The sequence below is a fragment of the Veillonella sp. CHU740 genome, assembly GCF_003992055.1.
In the GTDB taxonomy this organism is placed as follows: domain Bacteria; phylum Bacillota; class Negativicutes; order Veillonellales; family Veillonellaceae; genus F0422.
This window is the reverse complement of the sequence record NZ_RQVD01000001.1, coordinates 223713-247637: the sequence shown is the minus strand read 5'-3', so window position 1 is coordinate 247637 and position 23925 is coordinate 223713. Positions and strand designations below refer to the sequence as shown.

Sequence of the window (23925 nt, the reverse complement as noted above, 5' to 3'; positions counted from 1 at the left end):
AGAAAGGAGGGGGAGTGTATGAACCCAATGTTTATACAAATGGGCTTAAATATGTTAGGAGCAATCTTTCAGAATAAAGCAAGAGAAAGACAAGCGATTGCAGAAGGTAAGGCAATGCGAGCTCAAGCATACAGTGCAATTAAAAGTATGAACTATGCATTCCAAAACTATGAACATGAAAGAAGAGATGCGTTTGACAGTGCAGTAGCTAGCCTTAGTAAAATTACAATGCAAGGTAGAGGATTACAAGGGGGTGTAGATAGTGCAGTAGCTGAAGAGTATGGAGATGGCGGAAATACAGGGAGATTACTACAAAGAAGTACACATGCTGATACACTACGAGCACTGACAGGAATAAAAGATAACTATGTACGTCAATCAGACGAAATAGACCTAAACAAAGAAGCAAAGTTAATAGAAACAAAAGATTTTACATCTAATTTACATCCACCAAAAGCTCCCTCTATCCTAAGCAATATGCTTAATGTGGGATTAGCTGGATTGCAAGGCTATATGCAATTTAAGGGTGCACAAGCAAGTCAAATGATTAATGGATTTAGAGAAAGCTATAACAATTATACTGACAATCATTATGCAGGCTATGTAAGACCGTATGATAAGTATGTAGGAGATAACAGCTTTATTTATAAACGAGGTGTGTCTGATAATACATATGATGGTATCTTTTCTTCATTTCCTCAATTAAACTATGCAAATAATATGAATAATGCATTACATTTTAATAGTGCTTATGGATCAAGATTGAAGATTGTAAGGAGATAAAAATGCCAACAAATACAAGCAATGCAATTGCAATTGAAAAACAATATACACCACAGGAACCACAGGTATATCAAGAACGATTGCAAGGTATACCAGTGAACTATAATATCTTTGCACAAAAGAACTATAACAGTGAAGCCTTAGCTACTGGAATGAAAGCATTAGGTGTAGCTTATGGAGATTATAAAAACTCTAAAGATGAACAAGATTTAAAAATAGCACAAGCATTAGCACCAGAAGCGTATAAGAATAACCAAAACCGTCATACATTAAAGGCAGTAGAGATGCTTGCTAATGTAGGCGGTTATGATTTATCAGACAATCCATATGCAGTAGGTATTATAGATAAATTACGTGGTGCAGAATTAAATAACAAAATCAATGCTGACTATCATGCCTACCGTGAAAGACGAAAAGTAGCAGGTACAGCTGAAGAAGAGCTACAAAGCTATGAGGATTTTTATCAGAAAGCATTAGAAGAATACAAACAGAATAATCAAAGTGTGTCTAATGAATATGCGTTTGAAAGTGGGTTACATAACCAACGATTAGAGAATACACAAACAGTGTTTAATGCATATCATGAAGACAAAAATAAAGAACTGTATCGAGACAGATTACAAGGCTTTCAAAGTGAAATAGACAAACTAGCTAGGGATTGGCAGTACAGTAAATTAAAAAAAGAAGAACGTGCTGAAAAATTTATGGATATTATGACCCGAATTAATATCTCACAAGGTCATGATGTAGATACAGAAGTAAAGCTATTACAGAATTTTATGGAAAGAATGGCAAGTACTGGTAATAAAGATGTACTGGATGAACTAGGAGAATATCAAGCCTTTAATGGTAAATTAGTAAAAGATATTGTGTCTCCAACAGCATATTATGATCTAGCATATAAATATGGGGCACAAATTAGAAATGAACAGTTTACCAACATGATGGATGACTTAAATAAAATAACAACCATACAAGCCGTAGATAAAAAGTTCGCAGAGTTACGAGAAAAAGATCCAGAAAAGGCAAAACAAATAGCACCATATATTGATGGTCGAAAGAATGCGATATTAGCAGAGCAAAGAGCACGCATGGCACAAGCTAAAAAGGCAGTAAATACAGGAGCAATTGCTGACCTTGTAAGACGAGTAGCACAAGGTAAAGTAGACAGACCAACAAGCGGAAGTGAATTAAGTGCGTTTGGGGAAGGTGCAAAAGGCGTATATATCCAAACAGGGTTAGAACTAGCAAGCGAATACTTAGCAAGTGGAGACACAACAAGTTATACAAATTTAATGATGGATAACATTATTGGTAAACCACTACGAGAGAATTTATCAAGACAAATAAAAACATCCTTAGCAAATGGCAAAATGGATGAAGCACTACGTATGGGGTTACATTTCTTAGACGACAATTTAAAACATCAAGCTCCAAATCTATTAGGAGATGCCTATGCAGATATTGTGTCTTTGAACAATTTAATTGCAAATACAAATGAGCAACAAGCATTAGAAACAATGGCAAGAGCTTATGTAAATAAACAAAACAGTACAATATATGATGGTGTAAAGAGTACGGTACGTGGTATGGCATTAGATGCAAATATTTATAATACAGGTGATGATGACACAAATTATTACAATTTTAGTGATCATACAACTACACAAGCATATGCAGAATATGTGAACCTTGCAGAAACATTTATGTTAGCTGGAGATAGTGCAGAAACAGCATTAGAGAAAGGTAGACGTATTATGGCAGATAACTATGTATTAAGTGCTGGTTGTCTATACCCAAAATGGGCATACAATAAAATGCAGTACTATGCACAATCACAAGGTATAGATTCATTGAATCATGCAATAGGTGGAGCAATTTCTGAAATAAGAAATACATTTAATGCATGGAGCACGACTGAAGTAACATTTGAACAAAATGGCAGTGAATACCAATTCAGAGTAAGAGATATAAATAATCCATCAAACGAGAAAGTTTACACACAAGGCCAAGTAGAATATCTAATAAAAGGCTACTCATAAGACACAAAAGAAAGGAGGTAGGCTATCATGGCAGGGCTAGGAAGTTTAAAATACATTGCAGATAAGATACATGAACAAACAGGCATTGATGCTAGATTAATATTCGGGCAAATGTATTTTGAAACAGGGGATGGTAATAGTCCCCTTGCAAGAGAAGCACATAACTATGGTGGTATTACACAGGTGGAACCAACACCATATCCACAACCACCAGAAGACGGGAATTTATATTATATGGTGTTTGATAGTGATGATGCCTACGCAGATTATAAATCTAAATATTTATCAAAATATTATCCAAAGGCAATACAAGCACAGTCACCTGAAGAATTAGCAGAGATATTAGGGCGTAATGGTTATTTTGTCCCTCCTAAAAACAGTAATAAAACACTAGAACAAGCTATTGCAGAATATGGAGCAGGGATACGAGCACGTGCACAAGAATATGATGGTACTGATGCATTCGCAGATAAAACCTATGTACCAGGTGCTGGACGATATTCAGACAAAAATTATTTATCACAGATGACAGCAGATGATAATTTTCAAAGACCATGGGGAAATTCATTAACTAATCCTGATAGTATGTATTATCTAAAATCTATAGGACAGATAGAGCCTAAAGAAAAGCACGAAGAAGGCTTTTTTGAGAGGGCTCAAAAGTGGATTAGTAATAATACAGTAACATTCAAAGATGCCTTTAGACAGGAACTAGACGATAGTTGGTTAGGGCGTTTAGTACAAACAGGGATAAATAATGAAAATAGCTTAGCATATAGCACTGTTACAAGTAAGCTATTACAAAACAATCCACAAACACAAATTACAAATGATGACATCGCACAAGCCAAAACACTATTAGGTGTGCAAGATGGTGTAGATGATGAACGATATAGAGCCTTAATGTATGCACAAGCAAATGCAAGCAATAAGGCTCATTTTGATTTATTAATAAATAGCAAAAAAGATTTTTTTGACAGACAACAAAGAATAGAAGAGGGTGGATGGAATACAGGACGTGTCTTAGGTACGTTGGTAGGTACGGCAGTTGATCCGATTAACTTTATACCAGTGGCAGGTGAAGAAGCACTTACGGCTAAACTAGGTGCTAAATTCGGTAGTAAAATTTTGTCTAAAATTGGTGAAAAAGCTATCACAAAGTACGCAGAAATAGGTGTAGCAAATGGCCTATTAAATATGGTAGACGTAGGAGCACGAGAACAGCTAGGAGGAGCTAAAGCAGATTATGGTAGTGCATTCTTAGTAGGTAGTGTGTCTTCTTTTGGCCTAGGCCTATTGTTACATCCATTTACTAAAGGAATAGGTGGTAAGGCTACTAAATTAGAAGAAGCGAAGCTATTAAAAGATAGTATAGATGCAGTAGCTACCATGGATGATAAAGTAGTAAAGACAAAACCTATACTAAACATTGACTTACAAAAATTTGCTAAAAAGTATGGATTTGAAGCAACAGCAGAAGGTCTAGGTAGTTTTTTAAAAGGTAACAGAAAAAGTAAGGGATATAACATTATAAAAAAAGAATTATCCGAGGCAATGGATACAAGACTATCTAATAGTGATTTGGATGCAATCGCAACACATCTAGCTACAGGAGAACCAGTAGAAACAATTAGTATACCGTTATCAGATGGTAGAAGCTTAACAGGCGGAAAAGTAAGAAGTAAAGAAGAACTTGTGTCTTTAGCACAGCATGATAGCCCAGTATTGGATAATACACCGTATGTAGATATTGAGCCTAAACCTAAAGATAGAATTACATTTAGACCTGAAGAGACACAAAAAGAAGCACAATCGGTAGAAGAACTCCCAAAAGAAGATGTACCATATGCAGAAGAGATAGCAGATATTCAAAATGGTGCACCTAAATATGAAGAACGTACTGAACCACCTACAGGGCAAACTTTTAGGGATGAAATGAAAGAAGCATTAGAAGAGCGTGTGCGTGATCCAGAATCAGTGCGAAAAGAAACACAGCTAGGCTTTTTAGGTAAGACAAAACTAGGTAGAAAAATAGGACAATGGCTAGATCGTGGTAAATTCATTGGGGATATTAGTGGTCTTTTTATGAACTCCACATCCTCAACGTTACGTACATTAGGAAAGTTTTTACATAGAGACACAAGACAACGTTACAATGCTAATCATTTAGATGCAGAGACTGTAAAAACAATTATTAAAAATGAATATATGCCTATCATAGATGAAGTATTAGATACCTATAAAGAATATATTCAAGAAAAAGGATGGTACAAATTACCAACTAATGAACAAGCGAGATTGTGGTCTATGGACGTAGTCGATGCCTATCATGCAGTGTATAGGGATAAGACAAAAACACTAGATGAATTGAGCGAACCACTTAGAAAAGCAGTAGAGGGTGTCAAGAAATTCCGTAGAAAAGACAAACAAATTATGGCTAATAGTGGCTTAATTAATGACTTTAGTGGCAGTGGAATAGATGAATTAACACGTATTCCTGATGCAGGTAAAGTTGAATATATTAACAGCCTATTTGCTAGTGATGAAGAATACAAAAAATTCATGACAGAGTATTTCAGAGAGGCAATACGAATAGATGATAACTTTATCAGACACTATATGTATGATAATGATATTATTGATGAGTTACTAGTAAAATATGGAAATGAAATGAAAAAAGTAGATGGTGAATGGATAGACTTATCCACAGGTGAAATTTTGACTGATGATGCAATTCGTGAACGATTGATAGATAAGTTTACATCTATACCATCAGATTTTATAGATTATCTAGCAAAAGATATGGCAAGTTGGCATACCTCTTTAGACAATGAAAAAATATTTACATTACATCCATCAAAAGACGGTAAGCAAAACTACTGGAAAGCACGTGTACCACTTGACTACACAGTAAAAAAAGAATTACCAAATGGAGCTTTATTTGACTATGATTCTATTCGTGTTAAAGATATTCCAATGACAATGCAATATAAAGCCAATCGAACAAGTGGAGCAGTAGGATTATATCAAGCTACAGGTATTACAGATATTGCCAAAGATGTAAAAGAACTCCACGAAAGAGTAGTAGAAGAGCTAGACACAAGCGTTCGAAAAGGTTATATCACAAAGACACAAGCAGAACGAGAGCTAGATGCTTTAGAACATAGTCTTGAGGGAATTACTGGAGCGTATCTATTTGAAGGCAGACAAAGAGGTACAGACGGTGTAGGAGCTGAACTATCACAATTACTCCGTAAACTATCTTATGGTGCTAATATGATGAATGCTATGGGTAACCAATTGTCAGAAGGTTTTGGTGCAATTGCTATTAATGGTAGTAAAGCCCTACTCCATTACATTCCATTTCTTAAAAGAAGAGTAGAGGATTTATCAGATATCCATCTAACTAGTGAACAAAAGCAACGGTTTATAGATGAAGTACTAGGCTATGAAAATGCTCACGATCGTTTTTATTCACCTGGTGCACAGCCTTCCTATGCTAGACATGAACTAGAAAATCAAAGTACTACTTTAAAATTGTTGGGGATGGCCAATAATGTGGCAGACACAATAGCTATGGTAACTAGTAAGCTAAACATGATGAATCCATTAACCACTAACTCTATTCAGATGATACAGGCTGATTTGTTTACAGATTTAATTCGTTTTTCACAAGGCAAATTTAAAAGTACATTACGTGCAAATATATTTAGTGAGGAACACTTTGCAAGAGCAGGTATTACAGATGTAGAAGCTTTTTTGTCTACCGTACGTAAGTACACAAAAGATGGCCGATTAGATATGAAAAAATGGGCTAAAGAAGACTTTCATAGCTACGTACAGATGAAATCATATCTACAAAATGAAAGTCAAAATATTATCATACAGCCTAATATTGGCAATAGTGACCTTGCAAGTAAACATCCATTCTTTGCTTTAATGATGCAGTTTAGGAACTTTAGTAGAATTGCAGTAAATCAACACATGTTAAGGATGTTGTCTAAGCCTGAAAGAGAACATTTAATTATGACACTTTCAACAGCTATTCCAGCAGGTATATATTGGGCTATGCGTGAACGTTTAAAAGCGGAAGAAAAGTTTAAAGACAAACCAAAAGAAAAACAAAAGTGGATAGAAGAGCATTTAACACCAGAGAATATCATAACAGCGGGATTATTGCGTAGTAGTACAGGTAGTGGTTTAGGATATGCACAAGATGCACATTCTATTTTAACTGGATCAGATAGTTATAAAACAACCGTTAGTAGCTATGCAGATGATGATAATCCATTAGAGCGATTAGTTAAGAATGCACCACCAATTGCAACGGCTTATAGTGGTATTCGAGGAGTAGGACATGGCATAGATAGTATATGGACACATAATAAAAAAGAATCCGATAAAGCAGGTAGAGAACTAGAAAAGCTATATCCTATACGAAAGTTTATGCCTATTCGTGTAGCGACCGCATTATGGAGTGATACCGCTGATAGAGACAAAAAGCAACTAACTAATTTTCAACAACAACTACAGGAAAAGAACGAGCGAAGAGCAAGAAGACAGGAAAAGAAAGGACTAGGTAAAAATGATAAGACAGTACAAAAGCAAGGTATCCTTGACTACTTCAAATAATCAGAAAAACTATTCATTTAGTTTTGATTATTTAAACAGTACATTTATCCATGTAACATTAAATGGTAAAGAGCTAGAACAACCAAAAGATTTTATAGTCAATCAAAATGAAGTAATTTTAAAGGCACCTCCACAAAATGGGGTGTCTTTAATTATTTACAGAGTGACACCGTCAAACCGTATTGTATCGTGGACAGATAATAGTATTTTAAAAGCTGATAATTTGAACCTATCCTACATCCAATTAATGCATCTTGCAGAGGAGCAAATGGACAATGTACGTGATGAAACGATTACACGTGCACTTGATGAGGCATGGGATGTAAAAGGAAGCCGTATCAAACGCTTAGGTACACCTACAGATGATATGGATGCAGTACCTTATGGGTACGTTAGACACCAAAAAGAAGAGGTCGAGCAACTGACCGCAGAGGTACGACAACATAAAAGTACAATCGAACAAGCACAACAAGATGTTTTGTCTAGGCAGTCAGCAGTGGATGCTACGGCACAACGTACCAATGAATTAGCACAACGTGTTACAGAACAAATGAACACAAATAACATGGAGTTTACAAACAAGGTTACAAAAGCAAAAGCTGACATTACAGGGTTAAGCCAAGAAACAAATACAGCAATTGCTGACAAGTTAAGCAAAGCAACAACAGCTATCACTCAATTAGGGGAACGGACAACCACTGATGTAACAAGCCATATCAATAGTGCTAAAAGTGACCTAACACAACAACTAACCAATGCAACCAATACTATTAATAGTAAAGTAGCTACAGTGAATCGTGAAATTGATACAAGGATTAATAATACTACTAGTGCTATCAATGATCGTATCACCAGTGCTAAACAAGAACTAACAGCACAAGCTAATACACTAAAACAAGAACTTACATCAAATGCTAATAGTGTTACATCCACATTAAATACAACCATTCGTACAGCGAATGAAGTAAAGGAACAAATCGAAAGTGCATCAGAAAAGCTAAAAAGTGGTGTACTTGATGAAAAGACAAAAAAGGATATTGCAAATTCTTTGTTGTCTAAACAAGAAGCCTTGATTAACAATCGAATTGCAGAAAATAACCTTGCACAAGCAAGTGTACATGAAGCAGTGATTACACGAAAGATTAATGAAAACAACGCGTCACAAGCACGAGCAAATGAAAGTTTAATTACATCTAAAATTAGTGCTAATAATAGTACATTAAAGAGTGAGATTAGTTCTGACATCACCTCTAAAATCAATGCAAATAATAGTACATTGAAAGCTGATATTAACAGTACTATTACCACTAAAATTAGTGAACACAATACAGACACAACCGCACATAACCTAAACAAATACATGAGCATGAAGCCTATGCCTACTGGTATCAACGATTGGAATAATCTCACAGATACTGGTATGTATGAAGCAACAGCAAGCATGTGGGGGTGGAGAAATGCACCGAGTGCTACACGTGTTTACTACTATGGTGTAGTACAGGTTATTAAAAGTGATACTAACAAGATTACACAAGTATTCTACTCTTATGGTGCGAATAACAAGCCTTGTAATATTTGCTATCGAACATTCTATAATGCGTGGGGGGCATGGCACTATCATGGAGATTATGATGCAACCGTTACGGATATTGCAAAACATAATGAGGGACTGACTATTACCAAAGGTGATACAGCTAGTCTTTTGAAATTGTTTACCAATAATAAAGCAGATACAAATACAAACCTTGTCCCTACACTGGCAGTGGTGAAAGAACTGTTAGGTAATGCAAATGTAGATATTACAGAGCTATTAAAAAGCAAAGGTGTAAGATATGATTTTAGTAATGAATCAGCATGGTATTTGTGTTTAGGGCAAGCATTTGGTGGTCTAATTATCCAAGGAGGAATTTATCAAAACAGAACAGATACGGATACTGTAACGGCATTTCCTATTACGTTTCCCAATCGTTGTTTAATCGCTTTAAGGGTTGGCTATATGTATAACGAGGAATATAGTACAAGTGAACTAGTGATTAAAGAATGGTATATAGCGAGTGTAACTAACTCATCTTTCCGAACTGACCGTCTTTCTTATAAACAAGGTTATAAGTATATTGCCTTAGGGATATAGTACGAAATGTATATAGCATTATTTTTATATGAAAGGAGCACTCATGAATAACGAATATATTTTTATCCTAAATGAAAAAGGTCTTCGAGTGGCTACCTATTTAGTAGGTTTACATGGAGACACAGAAGAATCAGTATTAAGCTTTGCTAAAATGCAATATCCGAACCATACATACTTATCAGGTACACAAGAAATGCAAAACGAGTTCGTAGCAAACAATAAATGCTACATTAATGGTAACTTTATTGACTATGTACCTGAACCCGTAGCACCTACTAAAGCAGAACGTATTGCAGAGATTAAAGGCTATTATGACAAACGTTTTGAAACATTAGAACAAACACTAGCAAGACGTACATTGAGTGGTGCTAGTGTAGTAGATTTACAAGAGCAATATAAGAAACTCACACAAGAAATGATTACAAAGATTAAAGAGGTGAAATAAATATGGATAACTACGAAGTACATTCTGATATTCCAGTAATGCATTTTTGCGAATGGTGTTATGCAACACTTAATAAAGATGGTATATGCCCTACAGAGGGATGTATTCATAATGATTTAATGGATTTAAAAGAGGAAGAATAATGAGTTATCTACATATAGCAATACCAGATAAAGCGTTATTAAATGCTATAAACATGATGTTATTAATAGCAATACTTGTCATTCTTGATGTAATCACAAAATGGTTTATCGTAGTTGATAACTATAACAGAGACACAAACAGAGAATGTAGTTTTTATAACACGTTTCGAGGTATCTTTTTTAGAGCATGGCAGAAAGGATACCTTGAAAGCCGTGAATTTAGAGAAGGGCTAGGGCAAAAGACACGAGCGTATGCCTTAGCAATTCTTATGGCAATTGTTGTCTATCTATTTCCAGACTTTGCCTACAATGGTTTAAAAGCTGATGAGACAATCTCATTTCTAATCTATCTAACTGTAGTAGTAGCAGAATGTTTTTCTATTGCAGAAAATCTAAAGGAAATGGGTGTAAAGGAAGCATCATTTTTAAAAGATGGTATTTTAGCCGTTTTGTCTAGGTTCGGAGTAAATAAACGAGTAGAGCAAGAAGTTGTGAAAAGGACTACAGAAGATACAATAGAACGCACAGTAAATACCACATCTTATGAAGGAGGAGAAGGACATCATGAGAGAGATTGATTTTTACGATTTATCAGACTATACAACAGAAGCACGGGGCAATATCAATATGATTTATTTACATTGGAGTGCTGGACGTTATGGACAGTTCTTTAATGACTATCACTTAAATATTGATCAAGACGGGCGTATTTATACAAGTATGAACTCATTCAATGAAAGAAAAGCACATACATGGAGACGTAATACAGGTGCTATTGGAATTGCCTTAGCATGTGCTTATAAAGCAAGTATCTTTAATGACGGAAACATTGATTATGGAGAGTATCCACCTACAAATGAACAGTACGATATGATGGGTAGAGTAGTAGCTAAACTATGTATCGAGATTGGTATTCCTTTAGATAATGTACTCACACATGCTGAAGTAGCTGATATGGACGGCTATGGTATTGATGATGACGACCCTGACATGAGATGGGATTTATATGGTGATGGTGACTACATTAGATCAATAGCAAGGGGGTATATGGATGCTTGGGGTTATTAGTACAAGAGTTAAAATCATACTATACATCATTATAGGTACATTAGTTTTTGTCTTAGCACTAGCAACATTCATTCACTTTGCATTAGGTGGACATTCACACGAAGACACACCAGAACAAGAGAACTTTCAACCTCCAGTTAAAGTAGAGATGAAGGAACAGAACAAAAGAACCATTCATTATGTACCAAAAGCAAAGGATGAAGATACCGATATACAAATTGAAGATAAGCAAACACCTATTGTGGTAACAGTGAATGGTAAACGTCACGAAGTGCAGACAACAAAAGTTAAAGAAAATCATAAATTTGATAACGGTAAACTTGTGGTCTCCGAGGAACGGCAAGTAAATTTAGATATTAAAGTACCAGAACAACCACGTTTTAAAAAGGGTGTTTACGTTGAAACAGACACAAATAAAGATAAAGTGGTAAAAATGGGTGCAAGATTATCCTATCAAACAAAAGAACTGGATATTGATTTAAAAGCAGATATCCTATCGTTGCAGAAAAATACAGACAAAAGAATCACATTGACGGCTACAAAATGGTTATAAAAGATAAAGGGGTTAGAGCATACGTTCTAACCTCTTTTTGTCTACATTAGGAGGTATGAATGTTACGTGTAATAGAAGCCTTTAGTGGTATGGGGGGGCAGAGGAAAGCCTTAGAAAATATTGGTGTGCATTATGAAATAGTAAATACTATTGAATGGGATATTGGTGCTATTCTAGCTTATGATTGTATGAAAAATGGAATGCAAGATATATCGAAATATAATGCACTAACTAAAAAGGAATTGGAAGATAAGTTATTTGAATTAAATTTAAGTTTAGATGGAAAGCAAAAAATTACTAAAAATAGTTTAAAAAGATACAATGCAGAATTTTTAGCAAAAGTACTATGTGCTTATGAACGAACAAGTAATCTAGGGGATATAACTAAAGTAACAAGCGAGGTACTCCCAACAGACATAGATATATTGACGTATTCTTTTCCGTGTCAAAATTTATCAATTAGTAGTACTTGGACAAGGAATTGGACAGGAATAGCACGAGGAACAAGCAATAGATCAGGCTTATTATGGGAAATAGAGCGAATTTTACTTGACATAAAAAGTACAGGGAAGAAACTTCCTACAGTATTATTGATGGAAAATGTTAGTACTATCCTTGCAAAGAAAAACATAGAGAATTTTAAGGAATGGCAAGGAGTGTTAGAAAAATTAGGGTATTATAATGTAGTATACACACTAAATGCTAAAGATTTTGGAGTGCCACAGACAAGAAGGCGAACTTTTATGATAAGTACATTATGTAAAAATGTATCTATGAAAAATAAAATAAAACTATTTTTAAATTCCAATAATTTGGAAGAGATATATAAAACTCAACCTAAACCTTTAAAGGAGTTAGAATATTATTTAAAAACAAATTATGGATTAAAAAAGTATAAAGATGAAGCAAATACCTCTAACCCCAATAACACGAAAACTAGACAAAAAATATATAAAGAAAATAAAATCATATTTAATGGTAAAAAGGCTGTAGCAGATACTGTAGGTACAATAACAACAAAACAAGATAGACATCCTAATGCAGGTATCCTCACATATCCTACGGCTAGACCTGGTAAAGCACCTTATAGGACATTGACACCTAGAGAGTGCTTTTTATTAATGGGATTTACTGAAAGTGACTATGAAAAAATTGTAAAAAACAACCCGTTGTATTGTATAAACAAAACATTTTTTACAAGAGAAAGATTGGAGAAATTAGCTGGAAATAGTATAGTTGTAAATGTTTTAGAAGAAATTTTTAAACAAATTATAGAACTCATTAAAATAAAAAGGGGTGATGACTAAGATATGGATGTAAAGAACCGCCGAATGCAAATAGACACAATTGCAGAACTTGAAACAACGGCACTACTTGAGGGCTTACATGATGAAGAACTTAGGAGAGACCCAAAGTTTTTAGCGACTGTACGAAAGTATTTGAAAGACAATGAGTTATATACTACAAAAAACCTTACAGAAATTGTGGTACAAGAGGTAAAAGAAATACCAATATTTGATGATGAACCACTAGACTTAAAATAAGCTATTAAAATATATTCGTAATATGATTATACCTAAAATATACTAGAGGGGTCTTAATGGCGAAAATAGATAGCTTAAATTTAATATTATGTAAAAAGGTATATCACATATGGCAACCAAATGGACACAGACACAAATTGATAGGGCAAAGGAAGACTTCCGTGTATTCCTATACATGGTATGGGATAGCATTAGTCTACCAGAGCCTACCGAGATACAATATGATATTGCAAGAGCCTTGATGAATCCACCAAGTGATCGTTACATTATACAAGGCTTCCGTGGTGTAGCTAAATCATTTATTACATGTGCATTTAGTGCATGGACATTGTGGAAAGACCCACAGAAAAAGGTCTTGATTGTATCCGCAAGTAAAGATAGAGCAGATGCCAACGCAATATTTGTAAAGAAAATTATACAGACACTACCCTTTTTGTCTGATTTGTTACCACAAAAGGGACAACGAGACACACAAAACATATTTGATGTAGGACTTGCTACACCAGATATTTCACCCTCTATCAAGTCCGTAGGTATCACAGGACAAATTACAGGTAGTCGTGCTGACCTACTCATTTCAGATGACGTGGAAGTATCAAACAACAGTGCTACACAGACACAAAGAGATAAGCTATTTGAAGCTGTTAGGGAATATGATGCAATTCTAAAGCCTAACGGACAAATAGTTTACCTAGGTACACCACAAAATGAAATGAGCCTTTATAACGAATTACAAAACAGGGGATACCGTACCAATATATGGACTGTATTATACCCAGAGACCCCCGAGGAAAGGGAACACTATGGAGATAGATTAGCACCTATTATTGCTAATAGATATGATGCAGAGCCACAACGATGGAGTGGTAGACCAACAGACCCAAAACGATTTAATGAAGAGGAGATAATTAAACGTAGACTATCCTATGGTAAAGCAGGCTTTGCTTTACAGTTTATGCTTAATACGAATTTGAGTGACTATGAACGATACCCACTAAAAGTATCCGACTTGATCGTATCCTCTTTAGACAAAAAGTCCTCTTCTCTTAAATGGAATTGGACAAATGAACGAATGTATAGAATTGATGACGTACCAAACCTTGCTTTAAAAGGAGACTATTTCTATGAACCACTAAGCCGTAGTGAGCAAGTAGCAGACTATACAGGCAGTGTACTTGCTATTGATGCCAGCGGTAGAGGGCAAGACGAAACAGCTTATGCTATTATTAAATATCTAAATGGATATCTATTTGTCTTAGACGTAGGAGCCTTTAAAGGCAATGGATATGCAGATAATGTGCTTTCACAGCTAGCCAATAAGGCTAAATCCTTTGATGTAAATGCAGTCCTTATCGAATCTAACTTTGGTAATGGCATGTTTACTCAACTATTTACTCCGTACCTTACAAAGACACACCCTTGTGCTATTGAAGAGGTACGAAACTTTAAACAAAAAGAACTACGTATCATTGATACACTTGAGCCTATCATGGCACAACATAAACTTATTATTCATAAACCTATCATACAGAACGATTATCAAGCTAATGAAAAGACACTAAACTATAGCTTGTTTTATCAGATGACTAGAATCTCTAGAGATAAAGGTAGTCTTGCACATGATGACCGTTTAGACGCCCTTACAATGGGTGTAGAGTATTTTACTGATATTATGAATAGGGATGCACAAACAGGTATTGATGAAGAAATGGAAAACCGTTTACTTGATTGGTTAGACCCTGATAGGGGTGTTTTATTTAATATTAAGACACACAAATATGATGATCGTAGCAGTATTAACAATAATTATAACTTTTTAAAGAATCATAGAATTAACTGATTATTCGACTATGTACACATGGCAATTAACTTGATTAATTTAATTGGGAAACTATATGAACCATTATAGATTGTTTATGGCTAATCGGACTGAAGATTGGATGTCATATTCAGACTATTTTATTGTTCATCACTCACTCTTTTCTTCTCTTTTGACTACTTTTCTCTTCTTTTAAAAAAACTTATTATAAGAGTTCTTATATAATATCTATATAATACTATATATAATATATTAAGAATCTTTATAGAAGACTTAAAAGAGGGTCTTATCTCCACTGATAAAAGTAGGGTTAAAGAGCTTATTAAAGATGTGATAAAAGTGGGTATAGAAAATTTGTAAAAAATTTATGAGGGGATATATACACAGGTAGAGATTTAAACACCCCCCGTATGGTGTCTCTTACCTCTCTATATTATCCTCTCTCACTCTATCCTATTCCTATATACCTTTCTCTTACCTTACCCCTTTTCTTTTTTTTTGAGGGGGGGTTATGTGTCATAGTCGATAGACACTTTTTATAGTATTCAAACCAGTAGCAAATAAGGAATACCTGTAAAAAAGTAGAAGACATTCATAACATTATCAAAGATAACTTGTACAAGTACCAAAGAATCCAACTGGTACTAAAACACGTAGTGGTAAAGACTTATATTAAATAATGTGTAAGAAGTCCTGAAGAATACCTGATAAAAGTACATAAGAGTATCATAAGCCTTTTACATGACCAAAGAGGAAAGTAAACCATAAAATATGATAGTGCCATGATGAACTTTTCAAAGACTAAAAAAAGAGGAGTAAACTTGTTGTGTCTATTTTATTAGCCTTTGAAAAGTCTATATAAGCAAGAGCTGTATAGGAATGTAAGCAAATTAAATAGAATAAAAAGAAATGATCATATCAATTTAAAACAAAGATAAAAACAGATAAAAGCAACAACCAAAGAAAAACAAAGATATAAATCAAAGTCAAAAAGAATTATTGACAAGACAAAAAATAAAACAAAACTGTATTTCCTTCAAATTGTCAGAATGTTACAATAAAGACAAAAGGAGGGGATGAAATGAAAGCAAGAAAAGCAAGCCTATTTCTTTTGTGTCTTTTAGTGGCAACGATTGCCACGCCTAATACATCACATGCAAGGGTGCTAGAAGATTGGGAAATAGGCATAAGCCGTTACACACCACAAGCCGAGAAGGAAAGTCGAAGAGCTTCATATTTGCATTATAAAAACGAAGCCGATTCCTTATATATTGGTGAATGGATCAATAAGCGAACGGGAAAGCCGTTAATCATTACCGCCGATTATTGGGGCGAACAGCAATACACCTATAGAAGTACTAGTTTTGATTATAGTAACTTGAATAAAAGAATTCTATACGTGGAATTAGAAGGACATAAGCGTACTATATATTTTGATGTAAGTAAGCCGAATGAATTCACGGCATATAATCCAGAATATAAGATCACGAGCTATTATATACGCAAGCAATAAAACAAACATCACCAGGAGCACAAGGGCAAATCTTTATATAATTCCTGGTGGTGCTTTTTGTCTTTCCGTTAATCGGGGAGAATGTGACGCCGTTATAGTTTTGTTGTGTCTTTATGTGCATTGCATAGATAAAAATTATAAGAAAACTCAAAAAATTTATATAAAATGTATTGCATATCTGCATTACATGTGATATAATATAGTCAAGAGGTAAGGGAAAGACAAACGAACCCGAACCACAAAATTTTTTATCCATCATGTAATGCAAATAAACATTACAAAGAGAATCAGGGAGGTAACACAAATGAGATTATTAGTAAACACATTAGAAGCCCGCAATATTATTAATAAATCAACAGCAGAACAACAACAAAGATTTAAAGCAGATTATAAACAGTATCTTGAAAAAATGATTTTAAACGCTGGCTACATAAACGAAGTATTACAACGTGAAACAGTTAATCAAAAGTTTGTTGAAATAGTAATCAAAGAATTTTATGAATTAAATCATATGTGCTTACTAGCTAATGGAAAAACAATATTTGCTTTTAAGGCTGTAAATAATGACATTAAACAAATAATTGAAAATGATTACTTACTATGTGAATTAGGTTGGTATGATAATAAAGAAATTGAAGATATGCTAAATAAACTTGGTGTGTATGGAAGATAAAATAAAAAAAAAGAGGGGCTAGATGGTTCTAGCCCTAGAGATTGAAAGGAAAGTTGCAGAATTGAAAGAATTAATATAAATAACACTTGCAAAGAATTTTAAAATAACTTATATTTAAACCAAACGGAGGTAACGACCATGAGAAGATTGACGTATGAAGAAGTAAAAGCAAACGAAAACACAACCAATTATAAAGCGGTACGCGTATCCTTAGGCTATAGCGACATTGCCGACTTAACCGTACGCTTTCCAATGCAAGCAAATACGTTACATTTTGGTGGAGATGCAAGCTATTCCGCTTATGTAATTACAGATGCACAAGAGGTACCCGCACATTATACTAAAGTGTTAGAGGGGGCTTACTGGTGCACCATATATGATGATGAGGAAGGTATGCTTAAAGTTTACGCAGATACAATTGAAATCTATCGTGCTGGTGAAATGGGTTGCCTTATCCGCTTAATTAAATAACTAAAAAGCCTACTAGCTAAAATATAAGTTAGTAGGCTTTATTTTGTTTCCTGGCATAAAGGACACCAGGAGCTTAAAGATAATATAATTTAGATATAAAAAATAGCCCTAGCACAGTAAAATTATAAAAACTGTTACTAGGGTTATTTTGTCTTTATTCTTTTTTGTCTTTTGAATTCTCTTGATGGTATAGAATAGTGTCAATCATAAAATTTTTTAAAGCACTAGCAAGAGGCCCACTATTAGGAAGATTAATAAAATCCTCTTTTAATTGCTTAGGTAGCCTAAAAGTGATCGAATAATCGGATGGTAAAGAATTATAAAAATTTCTTTTTACATTTTTTTCAAAGTCCATATAAAACACCTCCTTATTTAATTATATTATATCAGAAAAATAAAAGTAATGCAAAAAAGCATTGCAAATTACTTTTCAAAGTGCTATAATTAAATCAAAGGTAATGCAAAATAACATTACAATATATTTTTTTAATTAAGATGTAATGCAAAAAAGCATTGCAAAATAAGGGGTGATTAAGAAATGCAAGATCTCTACATTACAGCTTTTCAAAACACAGGAGCAAAAGGGCGTAAAGAAATTCTAAATGAAATATGGGAAGGTATGCAAAGTAAAGACAAAAAAGAAAAAAGAAGAATGAAAGAGACCTGGGACGAAATAAAAGAAATATTATTTCAAGAAGGTAAACGGCCTATGTAGGAATTTTTACAATGTGTGTAGAATTATATAAAGGAGAAATCATCATGAATAAAACTTGTTTATATTTAGGTTTCCTGTGTCTAGGAATAATCCTAGGCAGTGGAAAAGAAAACGAAGTAATGAATTTAATCACTTTACTGGCCTTTGTTGGAGCAATTGCACCACTTGTGCAAGGACTGATGCAGGACGAGGAGGAGCAAGAAAAGTACGAATATAGAAAATAGATAAGCACAAAAAAAATGAATAGAAGCAGTACCACTTTTAAAAAAGAGGCGGTAAGTAAGACCGAGTAAGGCCGTTTACTTATCAGCCTCTTTTTTGTCTTTTTAAAACGGAGGTATGACATGAATACTTTAAAAGAACAATTAGCGTTGGAAGAGTATTACAAAAATTATGCACGTGAGGCGTTTCGCATCAGGATTAAGAAAGACATACAAGGCAATAGGGGCGATAAGACACCAATTGCAAAAGGTATTATGAGTTACTACAAAGACACAATGATTAAAAATGTAGAAGACTTTGTAAAAACGGAGATAGAACCCAAAAGAGGGGTACGGCGTTCATATCATAAATTTGTGCAAAGGTGTGTTACTGATCAGGGACTTGAAAACACTGTAATGGTATTCTGTGCATTTTGTTTTGAATCGTGCTTACAAGCATTGTTAGCAGATAATACGTTTAGTGTGTCTAGTGTCGCAATAATGATGGGTAAGCGTATTTATTATGAATTGGCCTTAGAACAGTATTCAAAAGTAATACCAAAGACAAGGACAAAAGAAATAGAACGGCAGTTAGATAGAAGGGTTCAAACACGGTACAAAGAAGCCTTTTTGAAAACAGCATTTAAAAACGAGGGCTTTCAATGGGAAGATTACAACACAAGAGTGTTAGCAGACCTTGCAACACAACTTATTTATATATTTGTGTCTTCAACAGGCCTTGCAGAGTTTACATCAAAAGCAAGGCGAAGCGAGTGTATTATTCCTTCTGATTTATTTACAAAGATTTGGAGTACAAACATGGATAAAATGGCTCATAGATGCACTATAGAAGTACCAACAATCATACCGCCAAAACCATGGACAAGCATATATGACGGTGCCTACTATGGTGCATTACGATCTAACGTATGGTTTATAAGGCTAGCAGAATATACCTTGAATACGGAGTATGTGCGAACCTATTTAGAAAAGGTGGAGAGAAAAGACAATTTACAATACATAATGCAAGCGGTGAATAGAATTCAGGAGACCCCTTATAAAATAAATAAAAGAATTCTATCAGTTATCAAAATCATTCTCGAAATGGGGGGGGAGAGCCGGGATTGAAAGTACCGAACCAATTCCACAGCTACAACCTCTAGCAGAAGAAACTGACAAAGAAGCACTAAGAGTACATAAACGGAAAATGTACGAGGTGCATATGCAAGAGATTGCGAGACGATCAAGAGCATTACGAGTATATAAAATCTATAATATTGCTAAAGACTTTAGCGAATACGACCATATTTATTTCCCATGTAACATTGATTTTAGAGGGCGGATATACCCTATGAGTTATCTTAACCATCAAGGCGATGATATTATGAAATCGGTGTTACACTATGCAGAGCCTAAAGAATGCACAAGAGACATAGAAGACCTGGAGCTATTAAAAATCCAAGGGTGCAATCTTTATGGTAACGATAAAATAAGCCTAAAAGAACGTTGCGAGTGGATAGACAAAAACGAAAAGGAAATACTAGCAAGCAGTGCAGAACCTTTTTTGTCTAGCTTCTGGGAAGGTGCAGACGAACCCCTACAATTCCTAGCATTCTGTGATGCATACCGTGATGCATTGCTATATAGACAAAATCACGGCACACTAGTAGGGTTTAAATGCCCTATTCCAATTGCCTATGATGGCACTTGTTCAGGATTGCAACATTACTCCGCAATGTTAAGAGATGAGATAGGCGGAAATGCTGTAAACTTAGTTGATCATGAGAGACCAGCAGACATTTACCAAAATGTAGCGGATCAAGTGAAAATGTTAGTAGAAATCGATTCCATGTGTGGTACCGAAAACTATACTAAATATTATGAAGAAAATGGCCGTACGGTCGAAAAAAGAGGTACTAAAAGTCTAGCTGATGCATGGTTAGCATATGGAATTAATAGAAAAGTATGCAAGCGGTCTGTAATGACCCTAGCATACGGTAGTAAACAATACGGATTCGGTGAACAAATTTACAACGATATTACAAAAGACAACCCACATTTTAAAGGGTATGAAGACCCCGCAAGCAAATATCTTGCAAGTAAAATATGGCAATCAGTTCAAGATGTAGTTGTAAAAGGTGCACAAGCTATGGAGTACTTGCAAAAGATAGCAAGGAAAGTAGTTAATAGTGGTAAGCCAGTTCAATGGGAGACACCATTAGGTCTAGATGTACAGCAAGTCTATTTAGAACGTGATACAAAATCGTTCAAAACGAGACTAGGGACATCAATAAGACTACCAATTTATTATATGGATATCGACAAACAAGAAGAGCTACGCAAGACAGAACAAGTTAACGGAATAGCTCCTAACTTTATTCATAGTTTAGATAGTACTCATCTAATGATGGTGGTAAATGAAAGTAGCCTACAGAACTATACAACAATACATGATAGTTTTGGTACGAGCTTAGGTGAAGCCCACATTTTAAAAGGCATCATACGGGAACAGTTTTATAAACTCTACACCGAATATGAACCACTATCAGAATTTAGAAAACAAGCTGAAGCACTAATAGGCGAACCGTTAGAAGATATAGAAGAACCAAAAAAAGGAAAATTAGACATAGCAGAAGTGCTACGCAGTACATATATATTTCATTAAAGAAATACAAAAAGACCTATTCCAATTGGAACGGGTCTTTTTTTGTGTCTAATTTTAATAGGGGAAAATATGGCCGTATTCACAATTAAAGAAATAAGCGAATATTTGAAAGTGTCGCAACAGACAATAAGACAAAAAATTAAAAAGTTAGAAAAAGATAAAATGCTATTTGTGTCTTACGATGCAGATGGGCGTATACGATTAAACGCAGAACAAGTAGGGTTATTAATAGCCACGTTCTATAAAAGTGTGTATAATGTGTATTGTGAAAGGTTTGGTATCCAGAAAGGAGCAATAGTGATACCAACACGTAAAGGCACAATACAAAGATTAAAAAGAAATAATGGAAAAGAAGTATTTTATATCAGAAATTTACCGCTTGCGTATGATCAGGATGGAAAGGAAATATTATATAAAAGCCCTAAATTTAATACTAGGGAAGAAGCAGAAGAAGAGCAAGCAAAAGTATTGGCCAATAGAAATAGTACAGTAAGGAAACTAGAGGAAGAAAACTCAAGAAACGATAATGTACTATTAGAGCAATTAAAACAAAGAAGTTTTAAAGAATACATGCTAGAATGGGTTAATGCAAAAGATATACGAAACTCCACAAAAAGTATGTATATTCGTAACCTAATTAATTATTTTAAAATTATTGAAGATGTAAAGCTGGGGGATTTACAAGCAAATATTCTTAATCATTGGCTACAAAAATGTAAAAAGAATAAGCATGTAATAAACTGTTTAATGCTATCTATTTTTAAACATTTATATAAAATGGATGTATTGAATGAACAGGTGCTGAAGAAGATTGAGCCAATGAAAGTAAAGGCAGTATATGACAAAAAGCCACTAACCGTTGAGCAAGTAAAAGCTGTATTGGAATATAGCAAAGGGGGACGGTATGAGTTATTATTACAGTTATTATTTAAAACAGGATTACGTATTGGTGAAGCAATAGCACTAACTAAAGGCGATATCATACTTGGTAATGATAAGCTTATTGCAATCCATGTAACAAAAACCATTTCATGGGATAAAATAGAAAAAACAATACGGATAGAGTTGCCAAAAACAGAGAGTGGTACCCGTTGGGTTTATGTAAAAGACGAATATTTATATAATCTTTTACAAGCACAACTAAAAGAAATAGATGTTATTATATTTAAAGGACGAACCTCAAAATATCTGTTTGTTGAATCGGTTAGATATTATTTGAATCGTGTTGGTGAAAAATTAAATATAAAAGTTACACCACATATAGCAAGACATACATATATTTCAATAGCTCTGAGTAAAGGTATTGATTTATATGCATTGGTACATCAAGTAGGACATAAAGACCCTACAATGATTTTAAAAGTGTACGGAAAATTAATAAAAGACCCCAAAGAAGTTTTTCAAACAACACGCGTAATATAGTATAATACACAAAATCATACACAAAAAGTAAGAATAATAAAACAAACGTTACTAGTAAGGTGTTTTATGACATAATACTAGTATTAGTATGGGATGTAAAGTAGGTGAAAGTAATGGACAATAAACCAAAATATCTAAGTACAATTAAAACATTAATTTATATTATTATCGGAGCTACTGTGTTTGGCGTAGGGGTACAAGGCTTCATTGTGCCACATCAATTATTAAGTGGTGGTATCAGTGGGTTAAGCTTGATTATCTATTACATTGCTCAAGGCGCATTAAGTTTGGGGGCCATCAACTTTTTACTAAATATTCCAGTGTTATATGCTGCCTGGAGATGGTTAGGACGTTGGCATTTAGGTGTCACACTCTTTGGGACTCTCTACATGTCTGTCATCATCAATGTATTGTCTCCATTGTCCACCTTGGAATTGACCCACAACCCAATTATTGGCGGCATCTTGGGTGGTTTGTTTTCTGGACTGGGCCTTGGTATTGTATATCGTGGTGGCGGTAATACCGGGGGAATTGACCCGATTGCGTTGATCATTCGCAATCGATTCGGATTGCAAATTGGTAGCATCTTATTTGGTATTAATATGATGATTTTAGTAGCAGGAGCTATCGTGATCAACATTGAAGCGGCTGCAACCACGTTGATTAGTACGTATTTATCTGCGATGGTAACGAATAAGGTCATCTCTGGATTTAACCAACGGAAAGCAATGTTTATTATCTCCTATAAACCAGTGACAATTTGTAATTTGATTATTGAAAAGCTTGGCCGTGGCGCCACTATTTTGAATGGGGAAGGTGCCTATACACACCAACCTAAACAGGTGATTATGGTCGTGGTTAGCTTATTGCAAGTGGCTCGATTGAAAGCTGCCGTAGAGGCAGAAGATCCGACGGCATTTATGGTGATTACCGATGCGGCAGAGGTTATCGGTACAGGGTTCTCTGCTAAATCTACAAAAGGTGCGGTAGAGCGAGTGTTACAAACCTGTGACCCCGTGAAGGAAGCAGAAGCAGAACAGTTAATTCACGAGGTACAAGTAGCACGACAAGAAATACCTAGTGATACGCATAAGGAGGAACATTAA

22 protein-coding genes are annotated in these 23925 nt (G+C 34.7%); 21 read left to right on the top strand and 1 reads right to left on the bottom strand.

Translation table 11 applies throughout. From position 1 onward, the window contains the following. Window positions 1–18: 18 nt before the first annotated feature. The 15 genes from EO115_RS01160 to EO115_RS01095 all read left to right on the top strand — a co-directional run bounded on the left by EO115_RS01160 (window position 19) and on the right by EO115_RS01095 (window position 17817). On the top strand, window positions 19–783 hold the full coding sequence (locus tag EO115_RS01160) for a hypothetical protein (protein ID WP_126937157.1): 765 nt from the start codon (window positions 19–21) through the stop codon (window positions 781–783). A 2-nt stretch (window positions 784–785) separates the two neighbouring features. Continuing rightward, complete coding sequence (locus EO115_RS01155) at window positions 786–2825, top strand: hypothetical protein (RefSeq protein WP_126937156.1); 2040 nt, start codon at window positions 786–788, stop codon at window positions 2823–2825. A 27-nt stretch (window positions 2826–2852) separates the two neighbouring features. Continuing rightward, window positions 2853–7457 (top strand): glucosaminidase domain-containing protein, encoded by a 4605-nt coding sequence (locus tag EO115_RS01150; RefSeq protein ID WP_126937155.1) that lies wholly within the window; start codon window positions 2853–2855, stop codon window positions 7455–7457. Further along, the gene (locus tag EO115_RS01145) at window positions 7411–9588 is read left to right on the top strand and encodes a phage tail fiber protein (protein WP_126937154.1); all 2178 of its coding nucleotides are present in this window, start codon (window positions 7411–7413) and stop codon (window positions 9586–9588) included. Before EO115_RS01150 ends, EO115_RS01145 begins: the two co-directional genes overlap by 47 nt. A 43-nt stretch (window positions 9589–9631) precedes the next feature. Beyond that, window positions 9632–10033: a hypothetical protein gene (locus tag EO115_RS01140; RefSeq protein WP_126937153.1), complete on the top strand. Its 402-nt coding sequence runs from the start codon at window positions 9632–9634 to the stop codon at window positions 10031–10033. A gap of 2 nt (window positions 10034–10035) precedes the next feature. After that, window positions 10036–10176 carry a hypothetical protein gene (locus EO115_RS08355; protein WP_164724019.1) on the top strand — a complete coding sequence of 47 codons (141 nt, stop codon included), beginning with the start codon at window positions 10036–10038 and terminating at the stop codon, window positions 10174–10176. After that, window positions 10176–10754: a phage holin family protein gene (locus tag EO115_RS01135; protein WP_126937152.1), complete on the top strand. Its 579-nt coding sequence runs from the start codon at window positions 10176–10178 to the stop codon at window positions 10752–10754. The genes EO115_RS08355 and EO115_RS01135 overlap by 1 nt, the downstream gene beginning before the upstream one ends. Further along, complete coding sequence (locus EO115_RS01130; RefSeq protein ID WP_164724018.1) at window positions 10741–11244, top strand: N-acetylmuramoyl-L-alanine amidase; 504 nt, start codon at window positions 10741–10743, stop codon at window positions 11242–11244. Before EO115_RS01135 ends, EO115_RS01130 begins: the two co-directional genes overlap by 14 nt. Continuing rightward, entirely contained in the window at window positions 11228–11797 is a 570-nt protein-coding gene (locus tag EO115_RS01125; RefSeq protein WP_126937150.1) for a hypothetical protein, read from the top strand. The genes EO115_RS01130 and EO115_RS01125 overlap by 17 nt, the downstream gene beginning before the upstream one ends. A gap of 59 nt (window positions 11798–11856) precedes the next feature. Then, window positions 11857–13104 (top strand): DNA (cytosine-5-)-methyltransferase, encoded by a 1248-nt coding sequence (gene dcm / locus EO115_RS01120; protein ID WP_126937149.1) that lies wholly within the window; start codon window positions 11857–11859, stop codon window positions 13102–13104. Window positions 13105–13128: 24 nt separating this feature from the next. Further along, on the top strand, window positions 13129–13341 hold the full coding sequence (locus EO115_RS01115; protein WP_164724017.1) for a hypothetical protein: 213 nt from the start codon (window positions 13129–13131) through the stop codon (window positions 13339–13341). Between the two features lie 109 nt (window positions 13342–13450). Continuing rightward, complete coding sequence (gene terL, locus EO115_RS01110) at window positions 13451–15181, top strand: phage terminase large subunit (RefSeq protein ID WP_126937147.1); 1731 nt, start codon at window positions 13451–13453, stop codon at window positions 15179–15181. A gap of 1060 nt (window positions 15182–16241) precedes the next feature. Then, window positions 16242–16673 carry a hypothetical protein gene (locus tag EO115_RS01105; RefSeq protein WP_126937146.1) on the top strand — a complete coding sequence of 144 codons (432 nt, stop codon included), beginning with the start codon at window positions 16242–16244 and terminating at the stop codon, window positions 16671–16673. 304 nt (window positions 16674–16977) lie between these two features. After that, window positions 16978–17346 carry a hypothetical protein gene (locus EO115_RS01100; protein ID WP_126937145.1) on the top strand — a complete coding sequence of 123 codons (369 nt, stop codon included), beginning with the start codon at window positions 16978–16980 and terminating at the stop codon, window positions 17344–17346. A gap of 138 nt (window positions 17347–17484) precedes the next feature. After that, complete coding sequence (locus EO115_RS01095; protein WP_126937144.1) at window positions 17485–17817, top strand: hypothetical protein; 333 nt, start codon at window positions 17485–17487, stop codon at window positions 17815–17817. Between the two features lie 154 nt (window positions 17818–17971). Here EO115_RS01095 and EO115_RS01090 read toward each other — a convergent pair whose 3' ends face one another. Next, on the bottom strand, window positions 17972–18172 hold the full coding sequence (locus EO115_RS01090) for a hypothetical protein (protein ID WP_126937143.1): 201 nt from the start codon (window positions 18170–18172) through the stop codon (window positions 17972–17974). 183 nt (window positions 18173–18355) lie between these two features. Between EO115_RS01090 and EO115_RS08350 the strand changes: the two genes are divergently transcribed. The 6 genes from EO115_RS08350 to EO115_RS01065 all read left to right on the top strand — a co-directional run bounded on the left by EO115_RS08350 (window position 18356) and on the right by EO115_RS01065 (window position 23925). Beyond that, entirely contained in the window at window positions 18356–18532 is a 177-nt protein-coding gene (locus tag EO115_RS08350) for a hypothetical protein (protein ID WP_164724016.1), read from the top strand. Between the two features lie 44 nt (window positions 18533–18576). Then, on the top strand, window positions 18577–18756 hold the full coding sequence (locus EO115_RS01085; RefSeq protein WP_126937142.1) for a hypothetical protein: 180 nt from the start codon (window positions 18577–18579) through the stop codon (window positions 18754–18756). Window positions 18757–18876: 120 nt separating this feature from the next. After that, complete coding sequence (locus tag EO115_RS01080; protein ID WP_126937141.1) at window positions 18877–19860, top strand: hypothetical protein; 984 nt, start codon at window positions 18877–18879, stop codon at window positions 19858–19860. 94 nt (window positions 19861–19954) lie between these two features. Continuing rightward, window positions 19955–21397, top strand: coding sequence for a DNA-directed RNA polymerase (locus EO115_RS01075; protein WP_164724015.1), 1443 nt, complete (start codon window positions 19955–19957; stop codon window positions 21395–21397). A 69-nt stretch (window positions 21398–21466) separates the two neighbouring features. Then, the gene (locus EO115_RS01070; RefSeq protein WP_126937139.1) at window positions 21467–22819 is read left to right on the top strand and encodes a tyrosine-type recombinase/integrase; all 1353 of its coding nucleotides are present in this window, start codon (window positions 21467–21469) and stop codon (window positions 22817–22819) included. Between the two features lie 113 nt (window positions 22820–22932). After that, complete coding sequence (locus EO115_RS01065; RefSeq protein WP_126937138.1) at window positions 22933–23925, top strand: YitT family protein; 993 nt, start codon at window positions 22933–22935, stop codon at window positions 23923–23925.

Bases quoted from the DNA above. Each gene is read 5' to 3' on its own strand.
- EO115_RS01100 (WP_126937145.1), top strand. From the start codon at position 16,978: ATGAGATTATTAGTAAACACATTAGAAGCCCGCAATATTATTAATAAA.
- EO115_RS01075 (WP_164724015.1), top strand. From the start codon at position 19,955: ATGCAAGAGATTGCGAGACGATCAAGAGCATTACGAGTATATAAAATC.
- EO115_RS01080 (WP_126937141.1), top strand. From the start codon at position 18,877: ATGAATACTTTAAAAGAACAATTAGCGTTGGAAGAGTATTACAAAAAT.
- EO115_RS01145 (WP_126937154.1), top strand. From the start codon at position 7,411: ATGATAAGACAGTACAAAAGCAAGGTATCCTTGACTACTTCAAATAAT.
- EO115_RS01090 (WP_126937143.1), bottom strand. From the start codon at position 18,172: ATGGACTTTGAAAAAAATGTAAAAAGAAATTTTTATAATTCTTTACCA.
- EO115_RS01070 (WP_126937139.1), top strand. From the start codon at position 21,467: ATGGCCGTATTCACAATTAAAGAAATAAGCGAATATTTGAAAGTGTCG.
- EO115_RS01155 (WP_126937156.1), top strand. From the start codon at position 786: ATGCCAACAAATACAAGCAATGCAATTGCAATTGAAAAACAATATACA.
- EO115_RS01140 (WP_126937153.1), top strand. From the start codon at position 9,632: ATGAATAACGAATATATTTTTATCCTAAATGAAAAAGGTCTTCGAGTG.
- EO115_RS01160 (WP_126937157.1), top strand. From the start codon at position 19: ATGAACCCAATGTTTATACAAATGGGCTTAAATATGTTAGGAGCAATC.
- EO115_RS08355 (WP_164724019.1), top strand. From the start codon at position 10,036: ATGGATAACTACGAAGTACATTCTGATATTCCAGTAATGCATTTTTGC.
- EO115_RS08350 (WP_164724016.1), top strand. From the start codon at position 18,356: ATGCAAGATCTCTACATTACAGCTTTTCAAAACACAGGAGCAAAAGGG.
- EO115_RS01135 (WP_126937152.1), top strand. From the start codon at position 10,176: ATGAGTTATCTACATATAGCAATACCAGATAAAGCGTTATTAAATGCT.
- EO115_RS01125 (WP_126937150.1), top strand. From the start codon at position 11,228: ATGCTTGGGGTTATTAGTACAAGAGTTAAAATCATACTATACATCATT.
- EO115_RS01095 (WP_126937144.1), top strand. From the start codon at position 17,485: ATGAGAAGATTGACGTATGAAGAAGTAAAAGCAAACGAAAACACAACC.
- dcm (WP_126937149.1), top strand. From the start codon at position 11,857: ATGTTACGTGTAATAGAAGCCTTTAGTGGTATGGGGGGGCAGAGGAAA.
- EO115_RS01150 (WP_126937155.1), top strand. From the start codon at position 2,853: ATGGCAGGGCTAGGAAGTTTAAAATACATTGCAGATAAGATACATGAA.
- EO115_RS01105 (WP_126937146.1), top strand. From the start codon at position 16,242: ATGAAAGCAAGAAAAGCAAGCCTATTTCTTTTGTGTCTTTTAGTGGCA.
- EO115_RS01085 (WP_126937142.1), top strand. From the start codon at position 18,577: ATGAATAAAACTTGTTTATATTTAGGTTTCCTGTGTCTAGGAATAATC.
- terL (WP_126937147.1), top strand. From the start codon at position 13,451: ATGGCAACCAAATGGACACAGACACAAATTGATAGGGCAAAGGAAGAC.
- EO115_RS01130 (WP_164724018.1), top strand. From the start codon at position 10,741: ATGAGAGAGATTGATTTTTACGATTTATCAGACTATACAACAGAAGCA.
- EO115_RS01065 (WP_126937138.1), top strand. From the start codon at position 22,933: ATGGACAATAAACCAAAATATCTAAGTACAATTAAAACATTAATTTAT.
- EO115_RS01115 (WP_164724017.1), top strand. From the start codon at position 13,129: ATGCAAATAGACACAATTGCAGAACTTGAAACAACGGCACTACTTGAG.